This is a genomic window from Gordonia sp. p3-SID1431 (genome assembly GCF_025143765.1).
GTDB classification, from domain to species: Bacteria; Actinomycetota; Actinomycetes; order Mycobacteriales; family Mycobacteriaceae; genus Gordonia; species Gordonia hongkongensis.
Genome location: NZ_JAMBDT010000039.1, coordinates 1 through 21,067 on the forward strand (window position 1 = coordinate 1; position 21,067 = coordinate 21,067).

At 65.9% G+C, this 21,067-nt stretch carries 25 protein-coding genes and 1 pseudogene; 5 read left to right on the plus strand and 21 right to left on the minus strand.

Annotation, left to right across the window (positions count from 1 at the left end; all coding sequences use genetic code 11):
- Both M4D77_RS11865 and M4D77_RS11870 read left to right on the plus strand, forming a co-directional pair.
- Positions 1–323 (plus strand): hypothetical protein (locus M4D77_RS11865; RefSeq protein ID WP_259936269.1); only part of this gene is annotated, 323 nt, incomplete at its 5' end.
- 201 nt (positions 324–524) lie between these two features.
- On the plus strand, positions 525–1,043 hold the full coding sequence (locus tag M4D77_RS11870) for a hypothetical protein (RefSeq protein ID WP_259936270.1): 519 nt from the start codon (positions 525–527) through the stop codon (positions 1,041–1,043).
- Positions 1,044–1,079: 36 nt separating this feature from the next.
- On the opposite strand, the gene M4D77_RS11875 is transcribed toward M4D77_RS11870, so the two are convergent.
- Positions 1,080–1,913 carry a hypothetical protein gene (locus M4D77_RS11875; RefSeq protein ID WP_259936271.1) on the minus strand — a complete coding sequence of 278 codons (834 nt, stop codon included), beginning with the start codon at positions 1,911–1,913 and terminating at the stop codon, positions 1,080–1,082.
- A gap of 469 nt (positions 1,914–2,382) precedes the next feature.
- Between M4D77_RS11875 and M4D77_RS11880 the strand changes: the two genes are divergently transcribed.
- Both M4D77_RS11880 and M4D77_RS11885 read left to right on the plus strand, forming a co-directional pair.
- The gene (locus tag M4D77_RS11880) at positions 2,383–2,541 is read left to right on the plus strand and encodes a hypothetical protein (RefSeq protein WP_259936272.1); all 159 of its coding nucleotides are present in this window, start codon (positions 2,383–2,385) and stop codon (positions 2,539–2,541) included.
- 155 nt (positions 2,542–2,696) lie between these two features.
- A complete protein-coding gene (locus M4D77_RS11885) occupies positions 2,697–3,317 on the plus strand; it encodes a hypothetical protein (RefSeq protein ID WP_259936273.1) in 621 nt (206 codons plus the stop codon).
- 602 nt (positions 3,318–3,919) lie between these two features.
- Here M4D77_RS11885 and M4D77_RS11890 read toward each other — a convergent pair.
- From M4D77_RS11890 to M4D77_RS11955, 14 genes and pseudogenes are all read right to left on the minus strand, one after another.
- Positions 3,920–5,119, minus strand: coding sequence for a hypothetical protein (locus M4D77_RS11890; protein WP_259936274.1), 1,200 nt, complete (start codon positions 5,117–5,119; stop codon positions 3,920–3,922).
- A 174-nt stretch (positions 5,120–5,293) separates the two neighbouring features.
- Positions 5,294–6,094: a zeta toxin family protein gene (locus M4D77_RS11895; protein ID WP_259936275.1), complete on the minus strand. Its 801-nt coding sequence runs from the start codon at positions 6,092–6,094 to the stop codon at positions 5,294–5,296.
- On the minus strand, positions 6,091–6,528 hold the full coding sequence (locus M4D77_RS11900; protein WP_259936276.1) for a hypothetical protein: 438 nt from the start codon (positions 6,526–6,528) through the stop codon (positions 6,091–6,093). The genes M4D77_RS11895 and M4D77_RS11900 overlap by 4 nt, the downstream gene beginning before the upstream one ends.
- Before the next feature lie 318 nt (positions 6,529–6,846).
- On the minus strand, positions 6,847–7,047 hold the full coding sequence (locus M4D77_RS11905; RefSeq protein WP_259936277.1) for a hypothetical protein: 201 nt from the start codon (positions 7,045–7,047) through the stop codon (positions 6,847–6,849).
- Between the two features lie 11 nt (positions 7,048–7,058).
- The gene (locus M4D77_RS11910; RefSeq protein ID WP_259936278.1) at positions 7,059–7,763 is read right to left on the minus strand and encodes a hypothetical protein; all 705 of its coding nucleotides are present in this window, start codon (positions 7,761–7,763) and stop codon (positions 7,059–7,061) included.
- Positions 7,763–8,080: a hypothetical protein gene (locus M4D77_RS11915; protein WP_259936279.1), complete on the minus strand. Its 318-nt coding sequence runs from the start codon at positions 8,078–8,080 to the stop codon at positions 7,763–7,765. Before M4D77_RS11915 ends, M4D77_RS11910 begins: the two co-directional genes overlap by 1 nt.
- Before the next feature lie 16 nt (positions 8,081–8,096).
- Entirely contained in the window at positions 8,097–8,303 is a 207-nt protein-coding gene (locus M4D77_RS11920; protein ID WP_259936280.1) for a hypothetical protein, read from the minus strand.
- 13 nt (positions 8,304–8,316) lie between these two features.
- Positions 8,317–8,937, minus strand: a complete 621-nt coding sequence (locus M4D77_RS11925; RefSeq protein ID WP_259936281.1) for a hypothetical protein — start codon at positions 8,935–8,937, stop codon at positions 8,317–8,319.
- A gap of 146 nt (positions 8,938–9,083) precedes the next feature.
- Complete coding sequence (locus M4D77_RS11930; RefSeq protein ID WP_259936283.1) at positions 9,084–9,413, minus strand: hypothetical protein; 330 nt, start codon at positions 9,411–9,413, stop codon at positions 9,084–9,086.
- Positions 9,414–9,461: 48 nt separating this feature from the next.
- A pseudogene (locus tag M4D77_RS11935) lies at positions 9,462–10,747 on the minus strand (integrase core domain-containing protein).
- Positions 10,748–10,783: 36 nt separating this feature from the next.
- Positions 10,784–12,061 carry an IS256 family transposase gene (locus tag M4D77_RS11940; protein ID WP_259936284.1) on the minus strand — a complete coding sequence of 426 codons (1,278 nt, stop codon included), beginning with the start codon at positions 12,059–12,061 and terminating at the stop codon, positions 10,784–10,786.
- Positions 12,062–12,394: 333 nt separating this feature from the next.
- Positions 12,395–12,724, minus strand: coding sequence for a multidrug efflux SMR transporter (locus M4D77_RS11945; RefSeq protein WP_247452257.1), 330 nt, complete (start codon positions 12,722–12,724; stop codon positions 12,395–12,397).
- Positions 12,721–13,065 (minus strand): multidrug efflux SMR transporter, encoded by a 345-nt coding sequence (locus tag M4D77_RS11950; protein WP_247452258.1) that lies wholly within the window; start codon positions 13,063–13,065, stop codon positions 12,721–12,723. Before M4D77_RS11950 ends, M4D77_RS11945 begins: the two co-directional genes overlap by 4 nt.
- Entirely contained in the window at positions 13,062–13,574 is a 513-nt protein-coding gene (locus M4D77_RS11955; protein WP_259936285.1) for a TetR/AcrR family transcriptional regulator, read from the minus strand. The genes M4D77_RS11950 and M4D77_RS11955 overlap by 4 nt, the downstream gene beginning before the upstream one ends.
- A 91-nt stretch (positions 13,575–13,665) precedes the next feature.
- On the opposite strand from M4D77_RS11955, the gene merB reads away from it, so the two are divergent.
- Complete coding sequence (gene merB / locus M4D77_RS11960; protein WP_247452260.1) at positions 13,666–14,310, plus strand: organomercurial lyase; 645 nt, start codon at positions 13,666–13,668, stop codon at positions 14,308–14,310.
- A 776-nt stretch (positions 14,311–15,086) separates the two neighbouring features.
- Here merB and M4D77_RS11965 read toward each other — a convergent pair.
- The 6 genes from M4D77_RS11965 to M4D77_RS11990 all read right to left on the minus strand — a co-directional run bounded on the left by M4D77_RS11965 (position 15,087) and on the right by M4D77_RS11990 (position 21,023).
- Complete coding sequence (locus M4D77_RS11965) at positions 15,087–17,045, minus strand: ribonuclease catalytic domain-containing protein (protein ID WP_259936286.1); 1,959 nt, start codon at positions 17,043–17,045, stop codon at positions 15,087–15,089.
- 4 nt (positions 17,046–17,049) lie between these two features.
- Positions 17,050–17,523 carry a hypothetical protein gene (locus M4D77_RS11970; protein ID WP_259936287.1) on the minus strand — a complete coding sequence of 158 codons (474 nt, stop codon included), beginning with the start codon at positions 17,521–17,523 and terminating at the stop codon, positions 17,050–17,052.
- A gap of 36 nt (positions 17,524–17,559) precedes the next feature.
- Complete coding sequence (locus M4D77_RS23795; protein ID WP_075863882.1) at positions 17,560–18,126, minus strand: MerR family transcriptional regulator; 567 nt, start codon at positions 18,124–18,126, stop codon at positions 17,560–17,562.
- Between the two features lie 131 nt (positions 18,127–18,257).
- Positions 18,258–18,551: a hypothetical protein gene (locus M4D77_RS11980; RefSeq protein WP_259936288.1), complete on the minus strand. Its 294-nt coding sequence runs from the start codon at positions 18,549–18,551 to the stop codon at positions 18,258–18,260.
- Between the two features lies 1 nt (position 18,552).
- Positions 18,553–19,329, minus strand: coding sequence for a hypothetical protein (locus M4D77_RS11985; RefSeq protein WP_259936289.1), 777 nt, complete (start codon positions 19,327–19,329; stop codon positions 18,553–18,555).
- A complete protein-coding gene (locus M4D77_RS11990; RefSeq protein WP_259936290.1) occupies positions 19,329–21,023 on the minus strand; it encodes a hypothetical protein in 1,695 nt (564 codons plus the stop codon). Before M4D77_RS11990 ends, M4D77_RS11985 begins: the two co-directional genes overlap by 1 nt.
- Positions 21,024–21,067: the final 44 nt, after the last annotated feature.

The window sequence follows — 21,067 nt, forward strand, 5'->3', positions numbered from 1 at the left end:
CGCAGCCGTATCGGACTCCCCCCCACTACACGGCCCACCTTCCCAACGATCTCTGGCAGACCTACATCGCGACCGAACGCGGAATCGTGTACGTGACCGGTGAGGCCGAGGCAAAGCCCGCCATCCACTTCTATCCCTGGTCCGCCATCAACAAGCTGACCATCGAAGCACTCGACCCGGTCTCCACCGGCAAGCAGGACCAGCCGGAGTTCCGGTTCGCCTACGAGTTCGACAACTTCCTGAGCATTAGCGCCCGAGGCCGCGACTTTGTGGTGGGGGCCCGGAAGTTGTGGCGTAAGAGCGGCAACCCCAACGCCTACTGACCAGATACAGAACCTCCCGCTGCGCCTCAGCCACCACGGTTGGGGCGCAGCTGCGTCATCCTGGCGCCGGCATCAACACTCGAGGGGCGATCACCAGTTCACCAAGACCTTCAAGGGGTGGGACAGAATAGGTCGGTGGGACAGAGAATTTGGAGACGATTACGCGGGGACGCCTGGGTCATAGCGGTGAGTGGCCTTGGGGTGGGTTTCGCCCTCGGGTGGCTGGTCACTGCGGAGTTGTCACCTGAGACCGCGGGGGCGGCGGGTACTTGGGTCGGCGCGATCGCGACCATCGCGACCATCCTCTGGGCCATCCACGTCTTCCGTGCCGAGACCGAAGCACGGGTCAGAGACCGCCTGGAAAACGAGCAGGCACTCGCGCGCGGTGTGCGCTATCGACTGCTGGGTGGAGGCGGTTACGGGCAGCCTGGCGAAAAGGTGATGCAGTCTGTGCACGTCGAGATCTCCAACGACACCACAGAACCCGTGAGCTGGCAGGGCACCTCCGTAGACGGCGTCCGCCCGCAGCGCGCTTGGGATTCGTTCGCTCCCATCGCAGCAGGCGAATCGAAGAGGATCACCATGGACACCGACCCATTTTCCGCTCCGGACGAAGAGTTCAGCGGACGAGAACTGAGATCGAAGTCGTCCACGATCTTCTACCGGATCGGAGGGGTCGACTGGCGCCGGACAGGAGACGGCCAGCCGGAAAAGTGTTGACCGTTTGATCGACGGGTCTGACTTGCCGGACCACGATCACGTCGTACGGTCGGCCACGGCCTGCCTCACGACGTCGAAAGCCCGCTCGTTGAAAAGATCATCTACGCGCCGGCCTTCGGGGGGATAGATGAGCCGGAACGGGATGCGCGATCGGTTCTCGAACACCATTGATGTGCTGCCATCCGCATGAGTCACTGTTCGCCCGACCGTCAGCGGGCGGGCGCGGTCCGGCATGGGGTCGATCAGGCCGATGAGCCCGAGTTGGTGAAGCATGTGCACCGAGTTGTACGCCTCATCACTCAACCCATACTCGCTCCACCTGACTGACTCCTTGAGGTCTACGCCGGCATCACCTACTGCGTCTGTGCGACGGGTCGCTCTGAACCGCTCCGTCCTGTCCGCGATGACGAGCAGGGTCGCGATTTCAGCCGGCGTGAGAGCGAGGTGCCAGCCGTTGTAGAAGAACGCACTGGGCACGCGGACCACAGTCTTCGGCGCGGCCCCCTCACCCGCAGCCACATACGGCCGCTGAGTGCCGTCCTCCCTCAGGATTTGGAACTGGTCATAACCGCCGGCACGGCCGGGCGGTTTGGTCAGCGAGACGAGCCGGTAGTCGACGAGAGAGTCGATCGCGGTGGTGAGGGATCGACGCCAGCGACGTCGATTGTCCGACGGGCTTCGTGGGCGATCACTGGTCAACCGCATACCCCCAAGGTCCACCCAGCAAGCCGGCGACCCTCGCCGCGGCGTGTTCGGCAGCTCGTTCACGAACGCCCGGGTGCTCGCGTGGGGTTGGAGTTGCGCGAGGTAGAGCGCAGTCAGGTACAGCGGCAGCGCCCGGCTCCCGGCCGCAGCGATGAGTTTGGTCATCGGGGGTCGTGACGCAATGTCACGCTCACGATCCCATGTCGCATCACGCTCACCGGTCGTTCGGACCCCCTTGCCCAGATGCACAAACTCCGACCTGATGCGAACATCCGTCAGGTCACCGCGATCAAGGACGCCGTACGTTTCCACTGCCCGCGCGATTCCTGACTCGTTAGCGTCCAGGTCCTTCAGTCGCGTACCTGCCGCTGCTCGCGCGCTGGCCTCCGCACGCTCACGCCATTCCGACTGACGCCTGGACTTCTCTTGCTCCTCCGGAGTGAACTTCGCAGCGAGCACTCCCCAACCCTTCTGCATATCCAATTTGTACACCGTTAGCGGGGCCACTGATGGCGGAACTTAGACATAGAAGGTGTTATGTCAGTATCCCCCGCCATCAATGGCTTTATGTACCGCCATCAGTGGCCCGGAACCGGGGTGACGAGGCATGGCCCGGTTGGCGACGATGCTGCGCATGAACCTTCGTCACATGATCACCGTCCTCGCCCAGACCGCCGCCGAACACGGATGGCCTGCCACTCTGCGACTCGTACTACTCATCGCGTCCGTCCAGCTGCCGCGCCCCCTGCTCATTGCAGCGGCCACGATCACGTGGTGGTCGCAAATGGCGTAGCCACTCTCCCCGGGGGACCTGAAGCGAAAGCCGTCCGGGTAGGCGCGACCAGGCCGACCTGCGCCGTCACGGCAGCGGATTTACCATCCGCTACCCTGCGCGGCATGGGCTCAGATTCCCTGAGGTTCTGGCATGGTGGCGCACCCGGGCTCGCGGTGGGCGACCGCATCATCCCTCGCTCGCAACTCCCTGACGACAACTACGACAAGGCGATTCACTCGACGATCGACCCCACCGACACCGGCCGCGTGTATCTGACCACCAACACCTCTTTCGCCATCGGTTGGGCGCTGCGCTACGCACACACCCCTTTCCCCGATGCACGACACGGAACCGTCTATGAGGTACGGCCCGAAGGCACAGTCGACATCGACACAGACTTCCCCGCCGAGGCTGGCTCCTGGCACGCACCCAGTGCAGTGATCATCGGGATCTATCGCCGCCGCGTCAGAGGCTCGGAACGTGACCGGCGAAAACGCATCAGCTGCTACACAACATGGTCCGACAGCACACCCGTCTACACCAGCGACGGATTCCTACTTCCCGCCCCCGAGTGGCGAGCACAAGGCATCACCGCAGACGAACTGCGCCGGTTCGGCCGGTGGCCAGCACGCGAGAACCTAGCCGCCCACAACGGAGCCATCATCGACACCACAAATCACCTCGACGACCTCCTGGAACGCGAGTTCTTCCTCAACTACGTCCGCAACAACAGAATCGTCGGGCCCTATCTGTTCAGAAGTTCCTCCACCAGCGAAGAGAGTGGAAACAAGTAGTCGATCAAGCTCACTGCGACAGTCACGGTCACCACTGATGCAGCACACACGCCCAGCAGAGGCCACGGCACAAGACCACCGTTATGGAGCCGTGCGCCGACACTGTAGGGCGCCAACGCCAAACGCGTTCGCCGCAGACCCCACACCGCCCCGCCCAATCCCACCCCACTCGCGATGAGCAGCGCGACAAGCAGTACAGGAACTCCCAGGTGGTGACCTACCGGGTATCCCGTCGCACAGCCTGCGACAATCGCCGCGGTCCACGACCAGCCCCTCAGCGTGCCGTTGTCGATCTGCGGTACCGGTGACTCACCGAGCCCGAAGACGAAAAGCGCGACCCCCAGAACCAACCCGGTCACCACAGCAGCAATAGCGATGTGCCAGGTGCCATCCCATACCGTCCAAGAGTTCACCGCGTCGCTAGCCGACATCTCGTTTGTTCCCCCGCATGCGCTCGCTAAGTCCGATCAGAGCGATCATGCTGCATCGATCCGACAATCGGCCTCACCCGCGCGAGGCCCAATCGTGAGGTCAGCGCCCGTCTCACCTTCCCACCGCCCCGGGGCCCGGGCCGCGCTATCCACGCAGCCCGGGGTCCGGCCCTAACCCGCAGCAGTCCGGGGTCCGCGGCGGGCTTCGACCTGCGCCTTGCGGCGGTTCAGGCGCCGGCGGATGCTCTCCCCGAGTTCGGTGGGCTGACCGCACAGGGTCGCGGCCGAGGCCCAGCTGCACCCACCATCGGCATGCACCTCGATGATGGCGATCTCGATCTCGGAGAAGTGGCTCAGAACGTCCCGCAGCCGAGGGTCGGTGTAGGTCTCGGCCAGCTTCGTATCCGGGGCCGGGGTGATATCCAGGAGGCTGAGCCCATCGGCGGTCACCCGCGCATCGAAGGGCCGCACGAACCGGCCACCGATCTGGGTCTCGTCACTCGGGCGCCACAGGTTGTGGTTGGCCTTGCTGCGCGCACGCAGATGCTTGATCAGCGTGTCGTCGTCCATCGGCGTCGTATCCCAGCCCGGCTCGAGCAGCGCGGCGATGACCGCCTCGAGCATCGTCGCGGGCAGCCGCGCGAACTCCAACCAATCCCGGGCGAAGGCCTTCACCGCCTCGGTGTCACCGTGCAGGACCGCGTTGCGGGCACCGCGCGCTGCCCATAGTGCGAGCCGTGCGAGACGGTGACCGGCCCCGGCCAGGGTGTGCCAGTCCCGGAACAGAGAGACGATGCTCTCCTGCATCCCCGCCAGCACGCCGCCGCCGAGGAGCCCCGCCGACAAGTCCGGAATCACGAGGTGACCGCTGACCATCTCCGACACCGATCGTGCGACCGCGGCGACCTGAGCCTGGTGCGGCAACCCGATCTTGGGCAGCAACGAATTGATCTTCATCGCGCTGGCAGCGTGCACCTGCGGAGAGACATTGTTGAACAGCTTCTGCACGTCCACCCCCGGCACCACCACATCCGGGAACACCTTCGGCATCGGCGGGAGGAGCTTGGGCACCACGACATCCGGGAACACCTTCGGCACCACCACATCCGGCAGCAGCTTCGGGGTCTCGGGCATCGCGTGCCGGCGGATCGCTCGCAGGACGTCGTCGTAGGCCGAACTCGCCATGAACTGGCGCAGGCCACGAGCCGCGGCATCCATGCCCGGCGTGATCGGACCTCGCGACGCAGCCCGGTAATCAGGGCGGGTCGTAGACGGGTCGGCAGGCCCTTCGGTCTCGGCAGCACCCTGGTCCACGTTCTTCTGGTCCGGGCCCTCAGTGCCGTCGTCGCTGGGTTCGATGTGGTCGGTCATGGCGCGGTTCTCCTTCGTGTTTCGAGGGAGGTCGCTCCGTTTCTGTGTCGACCTCCTACCTCCTAGGCGGGAGAACCGGCGATTTCGACCAACACTCGCATGTGTTCTACATCACACGTTGGCGGCCTGGTATTCCCCGGCCCCGCGGTCGCGGTCGTTGGACGCAGCCGTCGGTCACTCCGACCACACCTCCAGCTCTGCTGTGAGGTCGTAGCCGGCGGCATCACGGACAAGCGTCTCGGCGTTGGCGCGGGACACGCTGATCCCATCGGACCCGTAGTAGCTGGCGATGACGTCGGGCGGGGTGAACCGCCCACCGAGCGCGTCACCTCCGTCGCGGCGCACCCGCCACCATCGATCCAAGGCCCGTTCCTGCGCGATCTGTTCGGGCACCTCAACCAGGATCACCCGGACGTGGGTGTAGTCGGCGTCCTGGAGCTCGGTGAGCAGAATGTTCCCCAGCCCGGGCCACGTCAGGGTGCCCTCGATGATGATCGGCTCGCCGCTCGTGAGGACGTGGCGGCGGACCGCATCGGAGATCTGGGTCGACTCGACATGCACCAGGGCCGCCAGCTCGCGCGGCGCTACGGGCTTGTCGTCGGCGAGCCGTCTTCCCAGCAGGTCCGCATAGAGATTGCTGGCGACTGCGTCCTCGAGCAGTGCGTCTTTGATCTCGTCGGCGTCCACGCGCCGGTACTGCGATGCATCGGCGCCCAGGATCGCGTTGACCGCCGTCGACTTTCCCGCGCCGGGAACACCAGCGGTGATCACCGCCTCACGCACGCCCCCGCCAGGCGCCAGCTCGTCGACGAGGTAGTCAGTGATGATGTCCTTGCGCACCCGGGCGCGCAATGGATCGTCCGCAAACTGCTGAGCGGTAGCCCGGGAACTCCAGGTACCCGCAGGGCCGCCGTGTGCGGTCAGGGCAGCAAGTTCGGCGGCTACCGCGTTGCGCAGCTCATCGTCAGCACTCACCCGGCGTCAGATGCAGCGTTGCGCTGCCGGTCGCGGCGAGCTGCGAACAGCTCGGAGTACTGATCGAAGGTGAGACGGTCGCGCTGGAAAGCGAACTCGATATCGTCCCAGCTACCACGCACATAGGCGTCGGTGGCGACGCCATTGACCTTAGGGACATGCCCATCGGTGTAGTCGAGTTCCTTGAGCGCCTGCATCATCTGCTCATCGTTGATAACGCCAGCATCGCGCTCAGTGATGATGTCCAACGCGGTGCGCGGGATCTCCCGCAACGCCCCGGCGTTCTGCCGCTTGACTGCCGCCAACAGACGACTGATGTGCGGTTGCGACACCTCCAACGACTCCGCGATGACGTTCTGGTTCACCCCAGCCATAGCCGCCTCAACGATCTTCTGCCGCTCACGAAAATCAGCCACTCGCTTCTGAGCCCCCACCCTCCGCAGCTCCTCACCAATGGGGTCCTTCGGACGTCCACGCCTGACCTTTGTCGACATCGCTGTTCCCTTCTCATGCCACACCGCGTCGCATGTCTTCTGCATATACAGTCAGTATACTCCCACGTATACCCCATAGGCCTCGGCATGATGATGCCCATCGCGGGGACGTCAACACAGGCGCCCAGCCATCCCGGCGGGCGCACGATCAGGGCTGGGGTAGCCGCGGCGGTCCTCTCGAAAAGCTGGCCGGTCCCCTTATCGGCGGTCGGCCGCCGACAGCGCTCAGATGACGGCAATCTGACGGCCGCGGCGCCGTCAGTCGATGTGCTCAATCAGGTCTGGGGAGAACGTCATCGTCTTGCCCGCCCAGCCCCTGGGGGCGCTGATTGCGACCTGCACATCACCGTCGTCGAGTGCGGTCACTTTCCCGGCCAACGCGCACCGTCGGCCCTCGGCGTCACGGAACGACGACAGCAGGTCGATGGTGCGTACGCGGTGTCCGACAGCGAAAGTCATATTCTCCCGCCTCACGCCGTGGTGGTGTCGCCGAGGTCGTAGGCCACCCAGCGACCCTCGTGCAGGCCGAGTTGGCGGTCGTCGACCTCACCGGCCCACTCCGGGAGTCGGTCGACGTCGACGACGGTCGGGATGTGCACCCGCGCCATCGACAGCAACGGCAGATCGACGGGCACGCCGGGGTGGGCGACCAGCTGGCACGGCGCGATCGGCACCACTGTCGACAAGCTGTCCGCCGCGGCCGAGGCTTCGATCCGGTTGGCGGTGACACCAACGGTGGTGAACGGGACTTTGAGCACCCGGTCCGGCCCGTCGGTGAACACGACCCGACCGGTGCCGATGCCGATGCACTCACGCTCGGTGAAGCACTCATCGAGCACCACGGCCAATTGCCACGGCAGATCGTGTTCGGCGGCACGCAGATACGGCCACACATGCGGCAACGCCCCGGGGGCGACCAGCTCACCCGACGCCGGCAGATCCGAGCACCGTGCGGCGGCGCGCAGCAGCTGCCGCCACCGCGCCGGCAACGGGTGTCCGGTGGTGCGGGAATGCGCGGTCCTCAACACGGTCAGACGCTTATCGGGCCACGGGATGGACCCGGTGTCGATGGTGTCGATGGTGTCGATCGCGGCTTGCACCTCGGCCAGCACCTCCAGCGCCGCGGGGGTGCGGCGATACACCCGGGCCAGGCGGAAACGAGGATCGCAGACCATCAGCCGGCCACCGTCGTGCTCGAGGTGGACGCCGGCCGCGACTGGCGGGCCGCGGCATTGTGCCGACGTCGCCAATTCCAGTCGCTGAACCGCCCCGCTGCCGCCACCAGTGGCCACAGTCCGACAGCGGCCAGGATCGCCAAGGCGCCTACGGTCCACCGATTACGGGTGTAGAACGGCGCCGGAACCCACGGCGACTGGTGCTGCCAGTGCTCGGTGTGCCGGTACTCCTTCCACAGGTGCCAGCCGAAGACCGGGCCGAAGGCCAGGTAGGCGATCGCGGGAAGAGTCGCCACACCCCACAGGTACGCGGTCATCGACCCATCACCGTGCTCACGCCGTGCCGAGGTGCTCGACGCTGGCGCCGGTTTCCCGCGCGTACGCGTCCGCGGCGGCGCGCTCGGCGTCGGTGAACGCGCGGGTCTGCGCCGGCCGCCCGGGTGGTCGCACGATGAGGGTCAGGTCCCCGAGGGCGGCGCGGTCGCGCTTGGGGGCGCGGCGATCGCTGATCCCGCCGACAGATTCGATGTTCTCGGTCATGAGCCGTCCCCTGTCACTTGCTCGCCGCGGTCGTGGCCTCGAGGTAGCCGATCGGCCCTCCACTGTCGACCGCGATCCGGCTGGCCATGATCTGACGGGTCCGCTCGTAAAGCTCGTCGTCCTCACCGATCCGGATCCCGGCCAGGTCCTCGATCGAGGGTCCGGCGACGGTGTAGTCGGCCACGCTTCGTGGGCGCGGCCCACCAAGCCGGGCCAACAGCCGACCGCTGTAGTGGTATCGCAGGCCCGTCTCGGTGGTGCGCTGCTCGGTGTCGATGACGCCGGTGATCTCGTACACCGCGACCGGGATCGTCGCGACCGTCACCGCGTACAGCCGGTTGTCGCACACCTTGTCCGCATCCGAGCGCCACCACCGCAGCGACGTCGCTTCCAGCTCGTCGTCGGTGTGCTCGACGTGGAACCCGATCCATTCCCGGTCGGCGTCGTAGGCCTCGGCGCGGGCCGCGGTCCGCAGCACCGTCAGTTCCCCGTCGACCACCTGTAACTGCGGGCGGGCAGCGAGTGCGTCGACGAAATCGGCCGGCGTCGGATTGGGCAGAATGCCCGAGGCCAGGAGCTTGTCGAACGACCCGCGCGACACCCCCAGACGCGCAGCCGCGACTGCCGGCTTCACCAGCAATGCTCGCTTACCGCCCGGAAACCCGGCCGATGCAAAAGTAGGCAGAGACATGAAACGTACCCCTATCGACTAGGTTGGCCTCGACGGCCCGATGTTGCGTCGGTTCAACGCACCCTCCACACTGTAGCAGCAGATTCCGGCTACCGTCGCTCACGCGCACAGACGTCGTCGGTGGTGCCGGCCGGTGGAATGTTCGCCGCCGGCTCGGCGGGACGGATTGCCGCCGCGGCGACCGTGAGCGGGATCGAGGCTTGGGATTGCTCGTTGGCGCTGGCCACGTGCACCGAGACCACCGCGACCCATCTGCCTTGGCTGGTTTGGAGCCAGGCGTGCTGCCAGCCCTGCATGCGTTGCTCGAGGCGCGCGCCGCCGGTGCGGACTCGCAGCGGGACCGTGTTGGCCGGGGTGAACCCGCCTGAGATGCCCGCCGCGGCCATGTCGACCCACACCGGGCGCGGCGGGTCGAACACCCGCAGCGTCCGCCTGTGATGTATCGGGACATCGGTGACAGTTCTGCGTCAGGACATCGGTGACACTTGGTGCATCAGGACTTCGGTGACGGTCTGGTCTTCGTGGGACGCGGGCCGCGAGGTCGGCGGTTGCCGACGTAGCTGACTCCGGGAGCCGGTCGGGGATGTTCGACAAGGACTTCGCCGTCGGTGCTGGCGATGACGATCGTGCTGTCGTCGGCGGCGACGAGGACCTGGTCGAAGGCGTAGTCCACGTCGACCATGTAGGTCACTGTGTCCACGCTGATAGTGCCCGAGGTGCTGACGGTCCTGACCAGGACACCCTCGGGCAGATCGGTGGGTGGCCGGGGCGCGGGCCGCGGTCGCGGGGTCGGCCGATCGAACAGCAGTGCACCGGCGATCGGGTGCGGCGCGTCGACTTTCGCTGTTGCTTGCCAGGCGGTCAGCGGTGTGACCCGCCCCGGCAGGCCTTGATGAGGTCGCTGGGTGTTGTAGATGTGATCGAACGAATCGACCTGGGCTTGCAGCTCGGCCAGGGTGTCGGCCAACGGTTGCTTATCCAGGTAGCGGAACAGCGTCTGGTGGAAACGTTCGTTCTTGCCCTGCGTGGTGGGCTTGTAGGGCTTGCCGGTGATCGTTTCTACCCCGAGCGCGCGGACGTGTGCGACGAGTTGGCCGAGGCGGCCGCGGCGCGAGGGGTTGAGCGCGGGCCCGTTGTCGGTGAGCAGCCGTTGGGGTACTCCGTGGGCAGCTACGGCTTTGTCGAACACGGCGATCGCGGCGTCAGCGGTTTCGCCTGCGGCCACGTGCGAGCCCACGGCGTAGCGCGAGTGATCGTCGATGAGCTGCAGGATGACGCATCTGCGGCCACCGGTGAGAACGTAATCGGTGCCATCGAGTTGCCAGCACGCATTCGGCGCCGGGTAGACGAACCGCCGCCACGCCGAACGCGGTTTCTTCCTCGGCTCGTGCCGCGCGACACCGGCCTCGCGGAAGATCCGCGCCAGCGAGGCCGTCGAGGGCACCTGCACCAGCCCCATCGACTGCATCTTGTCGTGCACGCTGATCGGTCCGTGATCCAGACCCGACGCCTCCAGGGCGGCACGCACGGCCACCGCCTGTAACTTGACGTCATCGCTCAACGCTGACGGGCTCGACTTCGGGCGGCGAGTACGAGGTTCGAGGACCGCCGAGGGCCCCTCTTCTTTCGCTCGTTTACGCAACTTGTAGAACGACTTTCGGGATATCCCGTGTTCGGCGCAGAACGTCGAGACCGCCCCGCGCGGTGCATCATCAGGCCACTGCGAGATCGCCAGGCGCACGACAGGGTCAATGGGGAGTTATTGTCAAGACCTGTGGATGGGCGAGTTTCAGGCGGCCTCCTCGGAGTCTGAGTTGGGGTCGGGTTCGACGAGTTTGCCTTTCTCGAAGGTGGCGCCGTCACGGACCAGTTTCACCAGGTGCGGTGCGTTGACCGCCCGCCATTTCGATTGGGCAGCCTCGATCAACTTGTAGGCCATCGCGATGCCGGCGGCCCGTGATCCGGGGCCTTTGGTCACCTTGGTCCGCAGTCGCACGGTCGCGAACGTGGACTCGATCGGGTTGGTGGTGCGCAGATGTATCCAGTGTTCGGCCGGGTACCGGTAGAACTCGAGTAGCACGTCGTCGTCATCGACGATCTTGGCCACGGCCTTCGGGTACTTGGCGCTGTAGGCTTTCTCGAACGCGGTGATCGCTTGGCGGGCGTGGTGTTCGTCTTCGGCGTTGTAGATTTCCTGCATCGCCTTGATCGCGTTGGGGTGGGCTGATTTCGGTAGCGCAGCAAGAACATTGGCTTGTTTGTGGAACCAGCATCGTTGCTCACGCGTGTCGGGGAACACGTCCCGGATCGCGGCCCAGAAGCCGAGCGCCCCGTCCCCGACGGCCAGAGCCGGCGCCGGCATGCCGCGGCGTTTGCACGACCGCAGCAGATCCGCCCACGACTCGGTCGATTCCCGATACCCATCAGCGACTGCGATGAGTTCCTTCTTGCCGTCGGCGCGGACCCCGATCATCACCAGCAGGCACAGCTTCTCCTGCTCCAAACGCACCTTGAGGTGGATACCGTCGACCCACAGGTACACATAGTCGGCGGTGATAGCCCGGTCGGCGAAGGCGGCGGCCTCTTTCTGCCATTGCTTGGTCAGCCGGGTGATCGTGGCCGCCGACAGTCCGGCGCCCGACCCCAGGAACTGCTCGAGCGCCGGCCCGAAATCACCCGAGGACAGCCCATGTAGATACAGCAACGGCAGCACCGCGGAGATCTCCGGACTTTTACGCGCCCACGCGGGCAAGATCTTCGACGAAAACTTGTGCCGCTCCTCGGTTTCGGGGTCGACACGCTTGTCATTGACCCGCGGTGCTATCACCGTGACCGCACCCGCGGCGGTCATCACCTCCCGCGCGTTGTGGTACCCGTTACGGACTACCAGTCGGTGCCCGTTCTCGTCGACCTGATCGGCGAACTGGTCGATGTAGGCGGCCACCTCCGCGCGTAGCGCCGCGGCAAGCATCTGTCGGGCGCCGTCACGCACGATCTCATCGAGGATCGAGCGGCTCTGATCGTCGGCCGGGTTGGAACCTTCATTGGTGTTGACTACCGTGAGCACGAGGCGTGCCTTTCCGCCAGCGCTGCAACGCTGACTTGATCAAGTGACTACCGGGATCATATTTGCGGAAAGGCACGCCCTCCCAGATCCACAGGTCTTGATCATTCCTCGTCAATGGGTTCATTAACAGGCACTGCCTGAGCGTTGAGTGTCGTCGTGTGAATCGAAGACGGGGGTGCCGGTCTGATTGCTACCCCTGCAACAGGGGGTCGCGGGATATCCCTAGGAGCGCAAGAACCGAGCGCGCGGCAGGGGATGCGGTCCCGGCTGTCACCACAAATGACTGCTGTGTGCGCGAACAACGCCGGGCGTTCGCCGCAGGTTCCTAGTCAGTCAGTGTGCTGCGCCAAGTTCGATGAGCAGTACGCCGCCGACGATGAGGACGAGACCGACACTCATGATCCAGGTCAGTGGCTCTTTGAAGAAGACACGGCTCAGTACCGCGGTGATCGCGACCCCAGCGGCGGCCCAGATACCGTATGCGACACCGAGTGCGACTCCTTCGGCCAGAACAATCGAGAGCATGGCGAACGCGAAGATGTAACCGCTGGCGACCGCGACCCACCACTTTCTGCTGCCGGTGGTAGCCATACGCAGGGAGATGGTGGCCCCCACTTCACCGAGGATTGCGCAGACGAGTGCTACGAGAGCAAGTGCGTTCACTGGGTGACCTCCGCGTTCTTTTGAGCGATCTGCGAGCCGACTTCGACGAGCAGTACACCGGCCATCACCACGACGATGCCCAGGCCCATGACGATGGTGATCGGCTCGTCGAACACGACGAGAGACATCACTGCGGTCAACGCGACTCCACTTGCGCCCCAGATTCCGTAGCCGACACCCAGTTTCATGCCGTTGCGCAGTGACCCGAACAGGGCAAGGAAAGAACCGATGTAGCCCGCTGCTACCAGGGCGTACAACCCTGGTGTGTCCAGGGCGCCCTTCAACGACAGCGACCCGGTGACTTCCAAGGCAATAGCGACAGCGAGAAATGACCACTTCATGTGTGCGACCCCTCCTGGTCGATCAGCGTGAATACCACTTCGACGACGGACAGGCGCTGCGCTCTCGACAGCTCGAGCATGCCCAGACATCTGTCTATCCATGCCCCGTCGGCGACGAGTCTGGCCGCGACGATCTGGGGATCGTCGGTTTCTCCGAACCACGGATTCATGCGCTGCGCCCACCGCGCGGACAGTTTGTCGCGCAGGCGAGGCTCTGCCAGCAGTGCGAGATCAGCGGGATCCATATCGCCCAGGAGGGTGTATTCGACGTACGCGCGCAGCCTGTCCGCGGCGCTCGCTTGCTCTCCCGCTCGATGTGTCAGCTCGCGAATCCACCTGTCCAGCAGGTGATCGAGGACCGCGACCGTCAACACCTCCTTGGTGGCAAAGTGGTGCACCACCCCCGGCTTGGTCAGACCAGCCGACCGCGCCACCGCATCAATGGTCAACGCGTCACCGCGCCGGAACACCGCCAGCGCCGCATCCAGTATCTCCGGTTTCGTGGCCACCCCCGGACCCTACCATACGTATGGTAGGGTTTTGCAAGAGCGGCCGACCAGATCCCCGCCGCGCTCACAGTAAAGGCGATCACTTATGACGATGACCCCGGCACAGAAGGCGAAGTACCACGATGTTGATCAGGCGCTACTGCGGAAGTGGCGCACACCTGCCGGTCAGGAACTCATTCGCGAGGGCGCCAAGATCGCAAACTACCTGATGGAACACGGCCCTCTGCCGACGGCGGTGGCCGACGATATGCTGCCCGAGGCCGACCGGGACACGGGCATGATCCGCTACTTCGAGGACCGTGACTACCACCTCGAAACCAACGCTGCCGGCGACATCGTGGGTGCGGGGATCTCCCTGATCTGCGATGAGCGTTCGGCGGTGCACATCTCCGAGATCTACGGTCGCCGGTTCTACAACTGGTGCGTCTGCGACATCGTGATGTTTCCGATCATCCTGGGCACCTTCGCGCCATCGTCGACTGTCTGTCCGGCATCGGGAGACACCATCACCTTCACCGTCATCCCGACCGGGTTCGATGACCTCTCCCATCCCGAGGCGTGGTTCACCCTCGCTCCCGCCCACGGCGGAGATATCCGCGTCATCTACTGCAACCGCGTTAACATCTACGCCGACCGAGAGAAAGCAGAGGCCGCAGCCGCAGCCGATCCTGACGTAGCATGCGCACCGATCGCCGAACTCTGGACCGGAACAAAAGCACTCGCAGACATGTTCTGACGCGAAGACTGTCGTCGCCCGAAATATTAGCCAGGGCAATACGTCTGGACTTCTCAGCGCCAACGTCGAAATGGGTTGCTGAGTAACAACCAATCTGGGAGTCCGACCTCGGTACTTCCAGATTGGCCAGGCAACAAGCCTCATATCAATGTCATCGGTCTCAACTGGGCGCTAGTGCGTGAGCGTGAGTGTGATGTATCCGACCGCCGGTCGGTCAGACTCTCAGGAGATCCCGAAAGCTGCCGAGACTCATCCCCCGAGGCCAGGCGGAAGTGATGAACGCGAGCCACACTCGACGGCCGAATCGTCATAGGTACTGGTACTCGCCAGCGTGCGCTCCAGAGTCAGCAGGCCTGACGCAATCGTAGAACCGCACCTCCGATGCCAAGCCACGCGAGTGCGTTCGGCCAACTCGGAGGAAACGCGGCACGACACCCCGACTGTCACCCATCCGTGCAAACGTCCCACGGTTAGCCCTCTGACTAGCGCCGCCACAAGGCGAAGTGTCACCACCTACACCCCCAACACTGTCACCGATGTCTTGATGTAGAACTGTCACCGATGTCCTGCGAGATGACACCCGCAGCGTCCGCCGATCAGACCACTCCTCGAACACATATTCGAGTCTATCTGTAGTATCGGGTGCACGGGCGCGGACGTCCGGTGAGGAACGCGGAGGGAAGCCGCCGACCTGGCCGGGGTTCGCGCCCTTTCGCGTCGCCGGGCGGGGCTATACAGCGGCGCAGTGTGGATATCTCCGGGGATGACGGGTGTGCTCATGCCCCGCCATCGTGGTCCGAAGCGGTGGCGGCCACCGCTGGCAGGTTGTCGAACAGGCCGGTGACTGCGGCGTGGGCGGCAGCGGTCTTGGCCGCTTTGATACTCGGTGCGGCTGCGGTTCCGTGGGCGGGTCCGGCGGTGAGGGTGACGGTGAACATCCGCTGATGGGGTGGGCCCTCGGGGTGTGTGTCGACGTGCAGTTCGCCGGCGCCGATGGTGGGGGCGAGGGTGGTCAGCCAGCCGACCGGGTTTTTCAGGGCGTTGGCGCGGCGGCGCGCGCGCCGGGTGTCGTCGTCGCCGCCGAGCGCAGCGTGTAGCGCGAACGCATCCCAGGCCCCTGTTCGCGTGGGGGTCCTCGGGGCCGCCGGGGGCGGGGTGTGGTTGGCAGGTGTGCACGGCGGCGCCACCGCCGGTGTCGACTCGGGCGCGGGTGGTGGCGTGGTGGGGTCGGCAGAGGGTGTGTGGCCGCCGATGATGTCGAGCAGGTCCCACAGGGCAGCGTGCTCGGTGGCCTTCTTGACCGGGCCGGTGTGCCAGCGGGTGGTCATGTCCTCGAGGTGGGCGCGGGTGGCGAAGGTGCGTTGGTGGGGTGGGCCGAAGGTGTCGGTGTCGAGGGTGGGGGTGACGATTTGTCCGCCGTCGATCTGCTGGAGTGCCGAGATCGCCGAGGGCGCCAGGTACGCGTGTTCGGCGCGTAGCCGTGCAGTGAGGGTGGCGCGCAGTGTCTTCCAGTCGGGGTGATCGGTGGTGTAGAGCACCGCGATGTGCCCGGCGTGCAACCGCCCAGCTGTAGCCCGTTCGGTCAGCTCGGTGGCCACCGATGCCGGTGGTGCGGCTTGGGTGCCCAGGCGTAGCACGCGCAGGAACTCGCGGTCGTTCATGTGCGACAGGTCGCCGGCGGCGATCGCCGCTTGGTTCGCTCGGCGGGTGCGGGCTTTCTGCGCTGTCTCCGAGTCGGCGTCACGTTCGGCGGTGATCGCGGCCAGGGCGTGGGCGATGGTGGCCAACTGTTCTGCGGTGTAGGGCAGTTCGGCGTTGTCGAGGTGGGCCAGGAGTTGGCGTTGGGTGACCAGGTCGGCGTAGCGCCGCAACGGGGAGGTGGCGTGGGTGTAGGCCGGGACCTGCAATCCGATGTGCCCGCGGACGGTTGCGCCGTAGGTGGCTTTGGAGATCGCGGTGTTGAGCTGTCCTTGCAACGCGGCCAGTTCGGTGGTGGTGGTGACCGTGGACAGCGCGGCGGCCAAATCGGCGAGCCGGTCGACGTCAGCGGGTGCGACGGGGTTGCGGAGGTGGTTGCGGAACAGGATCGGCAGCTCGGCGTCGATGGCGTACTGCGCCACAACGGTATTCGCGGCGATCATCAACTCTTGGACGATCACATACGCCGCGGCGTTGTGGCCCTCCGGTAAGGCCAGCAGGCGGCCGTCTTCACTTGAGACCAGCCCGCGGGTGAGGTCGTAGACCACGAACGCCCCCGCTGCGCGCCGCCGCCCGGTGAGCACCTGCGCCAGCTGCGCGGCCGCCGACAGCTGCCCGTGGTGGGCGTGCTCGGGGTTGTCGAGGATCGTGGTGACTTGATCGTGGGTGATCGCTACACACGACCCCGCCGCGAGGACCTCGCGGTCGAGGCCGGCCAGAGCCACGTCGCCGGCGGCGCTCACCCGGAGGTGGATGGCGAGGGCGTCGCGGTCGTGGGTCGGCGACAGGGTTGCGGCGTGCTCGAGCTGCGCTCCGAGCATCGGCACCGTGCCCGTGGCGCGGTAGCGGGTTTCCACCCGGGTCGCGGCGGTGCGGTCTGCTGGCGATCCGGTCGGCACCAGGTCGGCGACGTTGGCCACGAACACCGCGACGTCCCAGCCTGAGGTGGTGGGGGTGATGGTGAGCGCGTCGTCACGGTCCTGGGTGGTGGACGCGTCGATCATCAACGCGCACTTCGTGGCAGTGGTCGTGGTCATCTGGTCACTCGCGTGGCCACCGGCTCGGACTGCGGCCCTGGTGGATGGCGTGGGTGTTGTAGGTGTGGAAGTGCTCGGCGATCTGTTGGGAGACGGCGGGGTCGGCAGCGTCGGAGGGCGGGAGCTTGGTCACCATGTCGATCACCAGATGGTGTTGGCGGTTCACGGCGTCGGGGTCGGTCTCTGCGGCCATGGCCGCGGTTGCCTGCGGCAACCAGTGGGAGGGGTGCTGCACGCCCGCTCCCCCACGGCGCGCACGGGTTGTGACACACCACTGCGCGAGCAACTCGCGGGCAGTCTCGTCTTCGGACGCCGCATGCACCGCAGCACTGCGCTCTCGCGACACACTCATGTCCGCGGTGGCGTCGAGAAATCCTCGTGCGGTGAGGATGTCGGCGAGTTCGGCATTGGCGACCTCGTCGCCGCGGGAATGCCACCACAGCGTCATCATGTAGACGCCCACGGGCTTCGACAGCACGTCAACCACTACACAGACCTCCAGTTGCTTCGTTGATCAGACTGCTTCGGACACGGCTGCATTGCGTCGCTGCGCGAGGTCGTCGACGGCCGCCGCTGCGGTGGGGGTGGCGTCTTCGGCGGGGAATTGGTGCACGGTGCCGGCCAGATCGGTCAGGGTGTGGCCGACGGCGATGGCGAACACGCCTTGCCCGCCGTGGAGCAGGTCGATGATTTCGGCATCGGAGGTGGCCTCGTAGACGGTGGTGCCGTCGCTGATCAGGGTCGTCTGCGCGAGGTCGGTGGTGCCGCGGTCGGCAAGGAACTCGACCGCGGTGCGGATGTTGCGCAACGAGATCCCGGCGTCGAGGAGGCGTTTGACGATCTTGAGCGCGAGGATGTCGCGAAAGCTGTAGAGCCGTTGCGATCCGGACCCGGCGGCGGCCTGCACACTCGGGGTGACCAACCCGGTGCGCGCCCAGTAGTCGAGCTGGCGGTAGGTGACGCCGACGATCTCCAGCACCGCCGGCACCCGGTAACCCGAGGTCGGGGTGTCGACAGTGGCCACGGTGAACAGCTCGGGGGCCAGCTCGTCGAACGAGCCCTGCCCTACGTCGTGTGCCATCGACTGGTGTCCCTTCGGTGGTGGCGATCGTGGATCTCGGGTTGATGTCAGCGTATCGGGCCTCAGGCGGCCACGGCTGAATCGCAGGCACTGTTGCTCGATCGCGCGCTGCTGGGCGGCCTGAGGACCGCTCAGGGCGCGGGAGCGGGCGATTGCGTGCCGGCGCGGTGGGTGCGGAACTGTTCGGCGAGGTCGGGGTTGGTGGTGGCCAGGAGTGCGTAGAACCGGTCAACCTCGACGCCACGGGTGTAGCTGGCGGTAGGCGGGCTGACCGAACCGGCGGCATGGAAGGCGGCTTTGACCGCCGAGGACTCCCCTATCGCCAGGGCCTGGCCACGTGCGTGTTCGACCCTGTCGACCAGTTCTACGAGACAGTCGAGGGTCAGTAGCAGATCTGGGCTCGTCGGTCTGGTTGCGTCCGTCATGTCAGTTCCAGTCGATGCGGAAGTCGCGGACGCCGTCGAAGTGGAATCCGGTGTCGTCGTCGAAGTCGTCGAAGGCGGCGAAGTTGACCGAGGCGTGTTCTTCGAGGATGGCTGCGACGCGTGCGTGGTCGTCACGGGCCAGGGCGTCGCCGAGGGCGGCGATTTGTTGGCGGCTCATCTGGGTGTGGTCGAGGCCTTGGGGGCCGCCGAAGTCGAAGGATTTGGCCATGCGGTAGTCGTAGTTGCCGCCGTCGGTGCGGGCGTGGACGTCGGCGGTGAAGTGGATGGTTGGTCGCATGCGGGAGACGTCGACGCCGCTGTCGATGAGGCGTTGGGCGACTTGTGCATCGACGAGGCGGCCTTGGGCGTCGGGACGCAGACTCTTGGTGCGTCCGGCTCGCCAGTCGTAGACGGCACTCGGTGAGCGGCCGAGTTGTCGTGCGGCTCCGGCGACGCCGCCCATGCGGGTGATCTCGGCGCGGCGTGCGACGAGGTCGGCGGTGCGGTCATCGGGGATGCGTCCCTGTTGTTTCCAGCGGCGGAAGGTGCGCCGTGAGGGTGGGCGGCGGCCGGCGTCCTGGGCGGCTTTACAGGCGGCGTCGTAGCCGATAGTGCCGAGGTGGTCGGTAGGGGTGCGCTCCCCCACCAGACCCGCATCGGCGCGCGCGAGATCAGCCGCGGTGCCGGCTGCGACGGAGACCTGCCGGCCGGCGGCCGCGGTGGTGGTGGCGGTGGGTTCGTCGCGGCGTTCGCGACGGCGCGGCCGGAACTGGGCCATCAGCTCACCACCTCCGCGGTGGTGGCCGTGTCATTCTCGGGTGTGAGATCAGTTGTGGCGGAGTCATCGTCGTCTGGTTGGCCGGAGGCAGTGTAGGCGGTGTTGATCGCCTTGCGCACCTCGGTGGGTGTAGTTGCTGAGAGCAGAGCGAGGATGACGTCGTCGTCGAGCGGGCGCCGCTTCTCGATCACGAACTTGCCGAGGTAGGTCAGTTCGTCGGCGAGATCGGCACCCGCGGGTGCGAGGTAGGTCCAGGCGTCAGTGAGGCCTTTGATGGGCCAAATATTGTGTTCGCGTGCGAGTTTCATAGCTTTGGCGCGGGAGCGGTGGCGGGCGTGAGCCTTGATGGCCGCAGCCCAGATCGGCTGGTAGTGGTGGCGCATGTGGGAATCCCAGTTGCGGTCACCGGCGATGCGGCCGAGGTAGCCCTTGTAGATGTCGGTGACCATCGACTTGAGGATTGGATCATCGGCCTCCACAGCGGCTTTGCGGGCGGCAGCAAGCAGTTCCTTCCACCGCTTGAGCACCTGCCCCTGGTCGGTGGTGGTCCAGGACTCGGAGATCGCCAGATCCGCGATGTCGAGGCCCGCTCCCCCATCCGGGATGGGTGCGGTCAGGCTGATGATCGTCTCGGTGGTCACCCAGGTCGTCACGGGCCGGTCGGTGCGCATCCGCGGATGCGGCAGGGGCAGTTTGTCCGGCAGGGCGAGGGTGTCGGCGGCCGGCAGCGTGATCTGCCAAACACCGAACGGAAGAGGGCTACTGGTGTGGGCGAGTTCCTCGGCGCCGGTGCTGTGGTGGACGAGTTCGCCGTATCCCAGGTTGATCATGCCGGCACTGGCCAGATACGAGGCGCGTTGGTCGATCGTCACCAGCTCATCGGCGGCGTCGAGTTCCTCGGTGTCGATCCAGCCACGCGACCACACGATGACCGGTTCAAGTTCGTCGGCGTCGGTTATATCGATGGGCGGCAACGGAACTGGCGCATCGACGATGGTGCCGCGCCCGGTCTTGCGGCGGTCCCGGAAGATCCGGTCGAGGATCACCGCCCCGGTACGTGCGGGAGTGATCCCAGGCAGGACGCCGAGGTGGTCGACATGCCAGCACAATCGGCGGGCGAGTTCGCGGGCGGTGTCCATCTCGTCATCGAAATCGATGAGGGTGCCTGCGGTTTCCGAGCCGAGGATGCCCATGCGGTCGTGGTTGATGCGTGCAGTCCATGCCCAGCCCTCGAGGATGACATCGACCATCAGTTTGCGGTTGCCTGCGGTGTGAGACAGGTGCAGGCGGTAGCCGATCTCCTCCCCCGGCTGGTACAGATGCCAGCCGTCCTCACCCTGCGGCGTCAGGTAGGGGCCGAGGAGTTCGCGGGTGGCGTCATCCAGGCGGGCGATCACATCGGTCTTCATCCGGCCCTCACGCAGCTCCTCATCGGAGTAGTCCGCCTCGTCACCCGGATCGACATCGTCCGGGCCCCAGCCGAGCTGTGCGCACGCGGCGTCGATCACCCACACCTGCGCCGGCAACCCCGCCGGGGACAACGGCTGCCTGCGCTGACGCCACTCCAACACCTTCAAGAGCTTGTCGACCGAATCCACCGGCTTGTCCACCAACACGATCCCCGACGGGGACAGCACCTTCGTGGAGGTGACGATCATCGCGTGATCGTCAGCGCTGGTGGCTCGTCCGGTCACGGCGCTCGACCCACCTTTCACTGCTTAGCGTTATTGCTGTCATT

What these genes read in the sequence shown, in the direction of transcription:
- M4D77_RS11880 (WP_259936272.1), top strand. Translation starts at nt 2,383, where the DNA reads ATGAACCTTCGTCACATGATCACCGTCCTCGCCCAGACCGCCGCCGAA.
- M4D77_RS11965 (WP_259936286.1), bottom strand. Translation starts at nt 17,045, where the DNA reads ATGACCACGACCACTGCCACGAAGTGCGCGTTGATGATCGACGCGTCC.
- M4D77_RS11890 (WP_259936274.1), bottom strand. Translation starts at nt 5,119, where the DNA reads ATGACCGACCACATCGAACCCAGCGACGACGGCACTGAGGGCCCGGAC.
- merB (WP_247452260.1), top strand. Translation starts at nt 13,666, where the DNA reads ATGACCCCGGCACAGAAGGCGAAGTACCACGATGTTGATCAGGCGCTA.
- M4D77_RS11950 (WP_247452258.1), bottom strand. Translation starts at nt 13,065, where the DNA reads ATGAAGTGGTCATTTCTCGCTGTCGCTATTGCCTTGGAAGTCACCGGG.
- M4D77_RS23795 (WP_075863882.1), bottom strand. Translation starts at nt 18,126, where the DNA reads ATGGCACACGACGTAGGGCAGGGCTCGTTCGACGAGCTGGCCCCCGAG.
- M4D77_RS11985 (WP_259936289.1), bottom strand. Translation starts at nt 19,329, where the DNA reads ATGGCCCAGTTCCGGCCGCGCCGTCGCGAACGCCGCGACGAACCCACC.
- M4D77_RS11875 (WP_259936271.1), bottom strand. Translation starts at nt 1,913, where the DNA reads ATGACCAAACTCATCGCTGCGGCCGGGAGCCGGGCGCTGCCGCTGTAC.
- M4D77_RS11915 (WP_259936279.1), bottom strand. Translation starts at nt 8,080, where the DNA reads ATGACCGCGTACCTGTGGGGTGTGGCGACTCTTCCCGCGATCGCCTAC.
- M4D77_RS11905 (WP_259936277.1), bottom strand. Translation starts at nt 7,047, where the DNA reads ATGACTTTCGCTGTCGGACACCGCGTACGCACCATCGACCTGCTGTCG.
- M4D77_RS11910 (WP_259936278.1), bottom strand. Translation starts at nt 7,763, where the DNA reads ATGGTCTGCGATCCTCGTTTCCGCCTGGCCCGGGTGTATCGCCGCACC.
- M4D77_RS11980 (WP_259936288.1), bottom strand. Translation starts at nt 18,551, where the DNA reads ATGACGGACGCAACCAGACCGACGAGCCCAGATCTGCTACTGACCCTC.
- M4D77_RS11920 (WP_259936280.1), bottom strand. Translation starts at nt 8,303, where the DNA reads ATGACCGAGAACATCGAATCTGTCGGCGGGATCAGCGATCGCCGCGCC.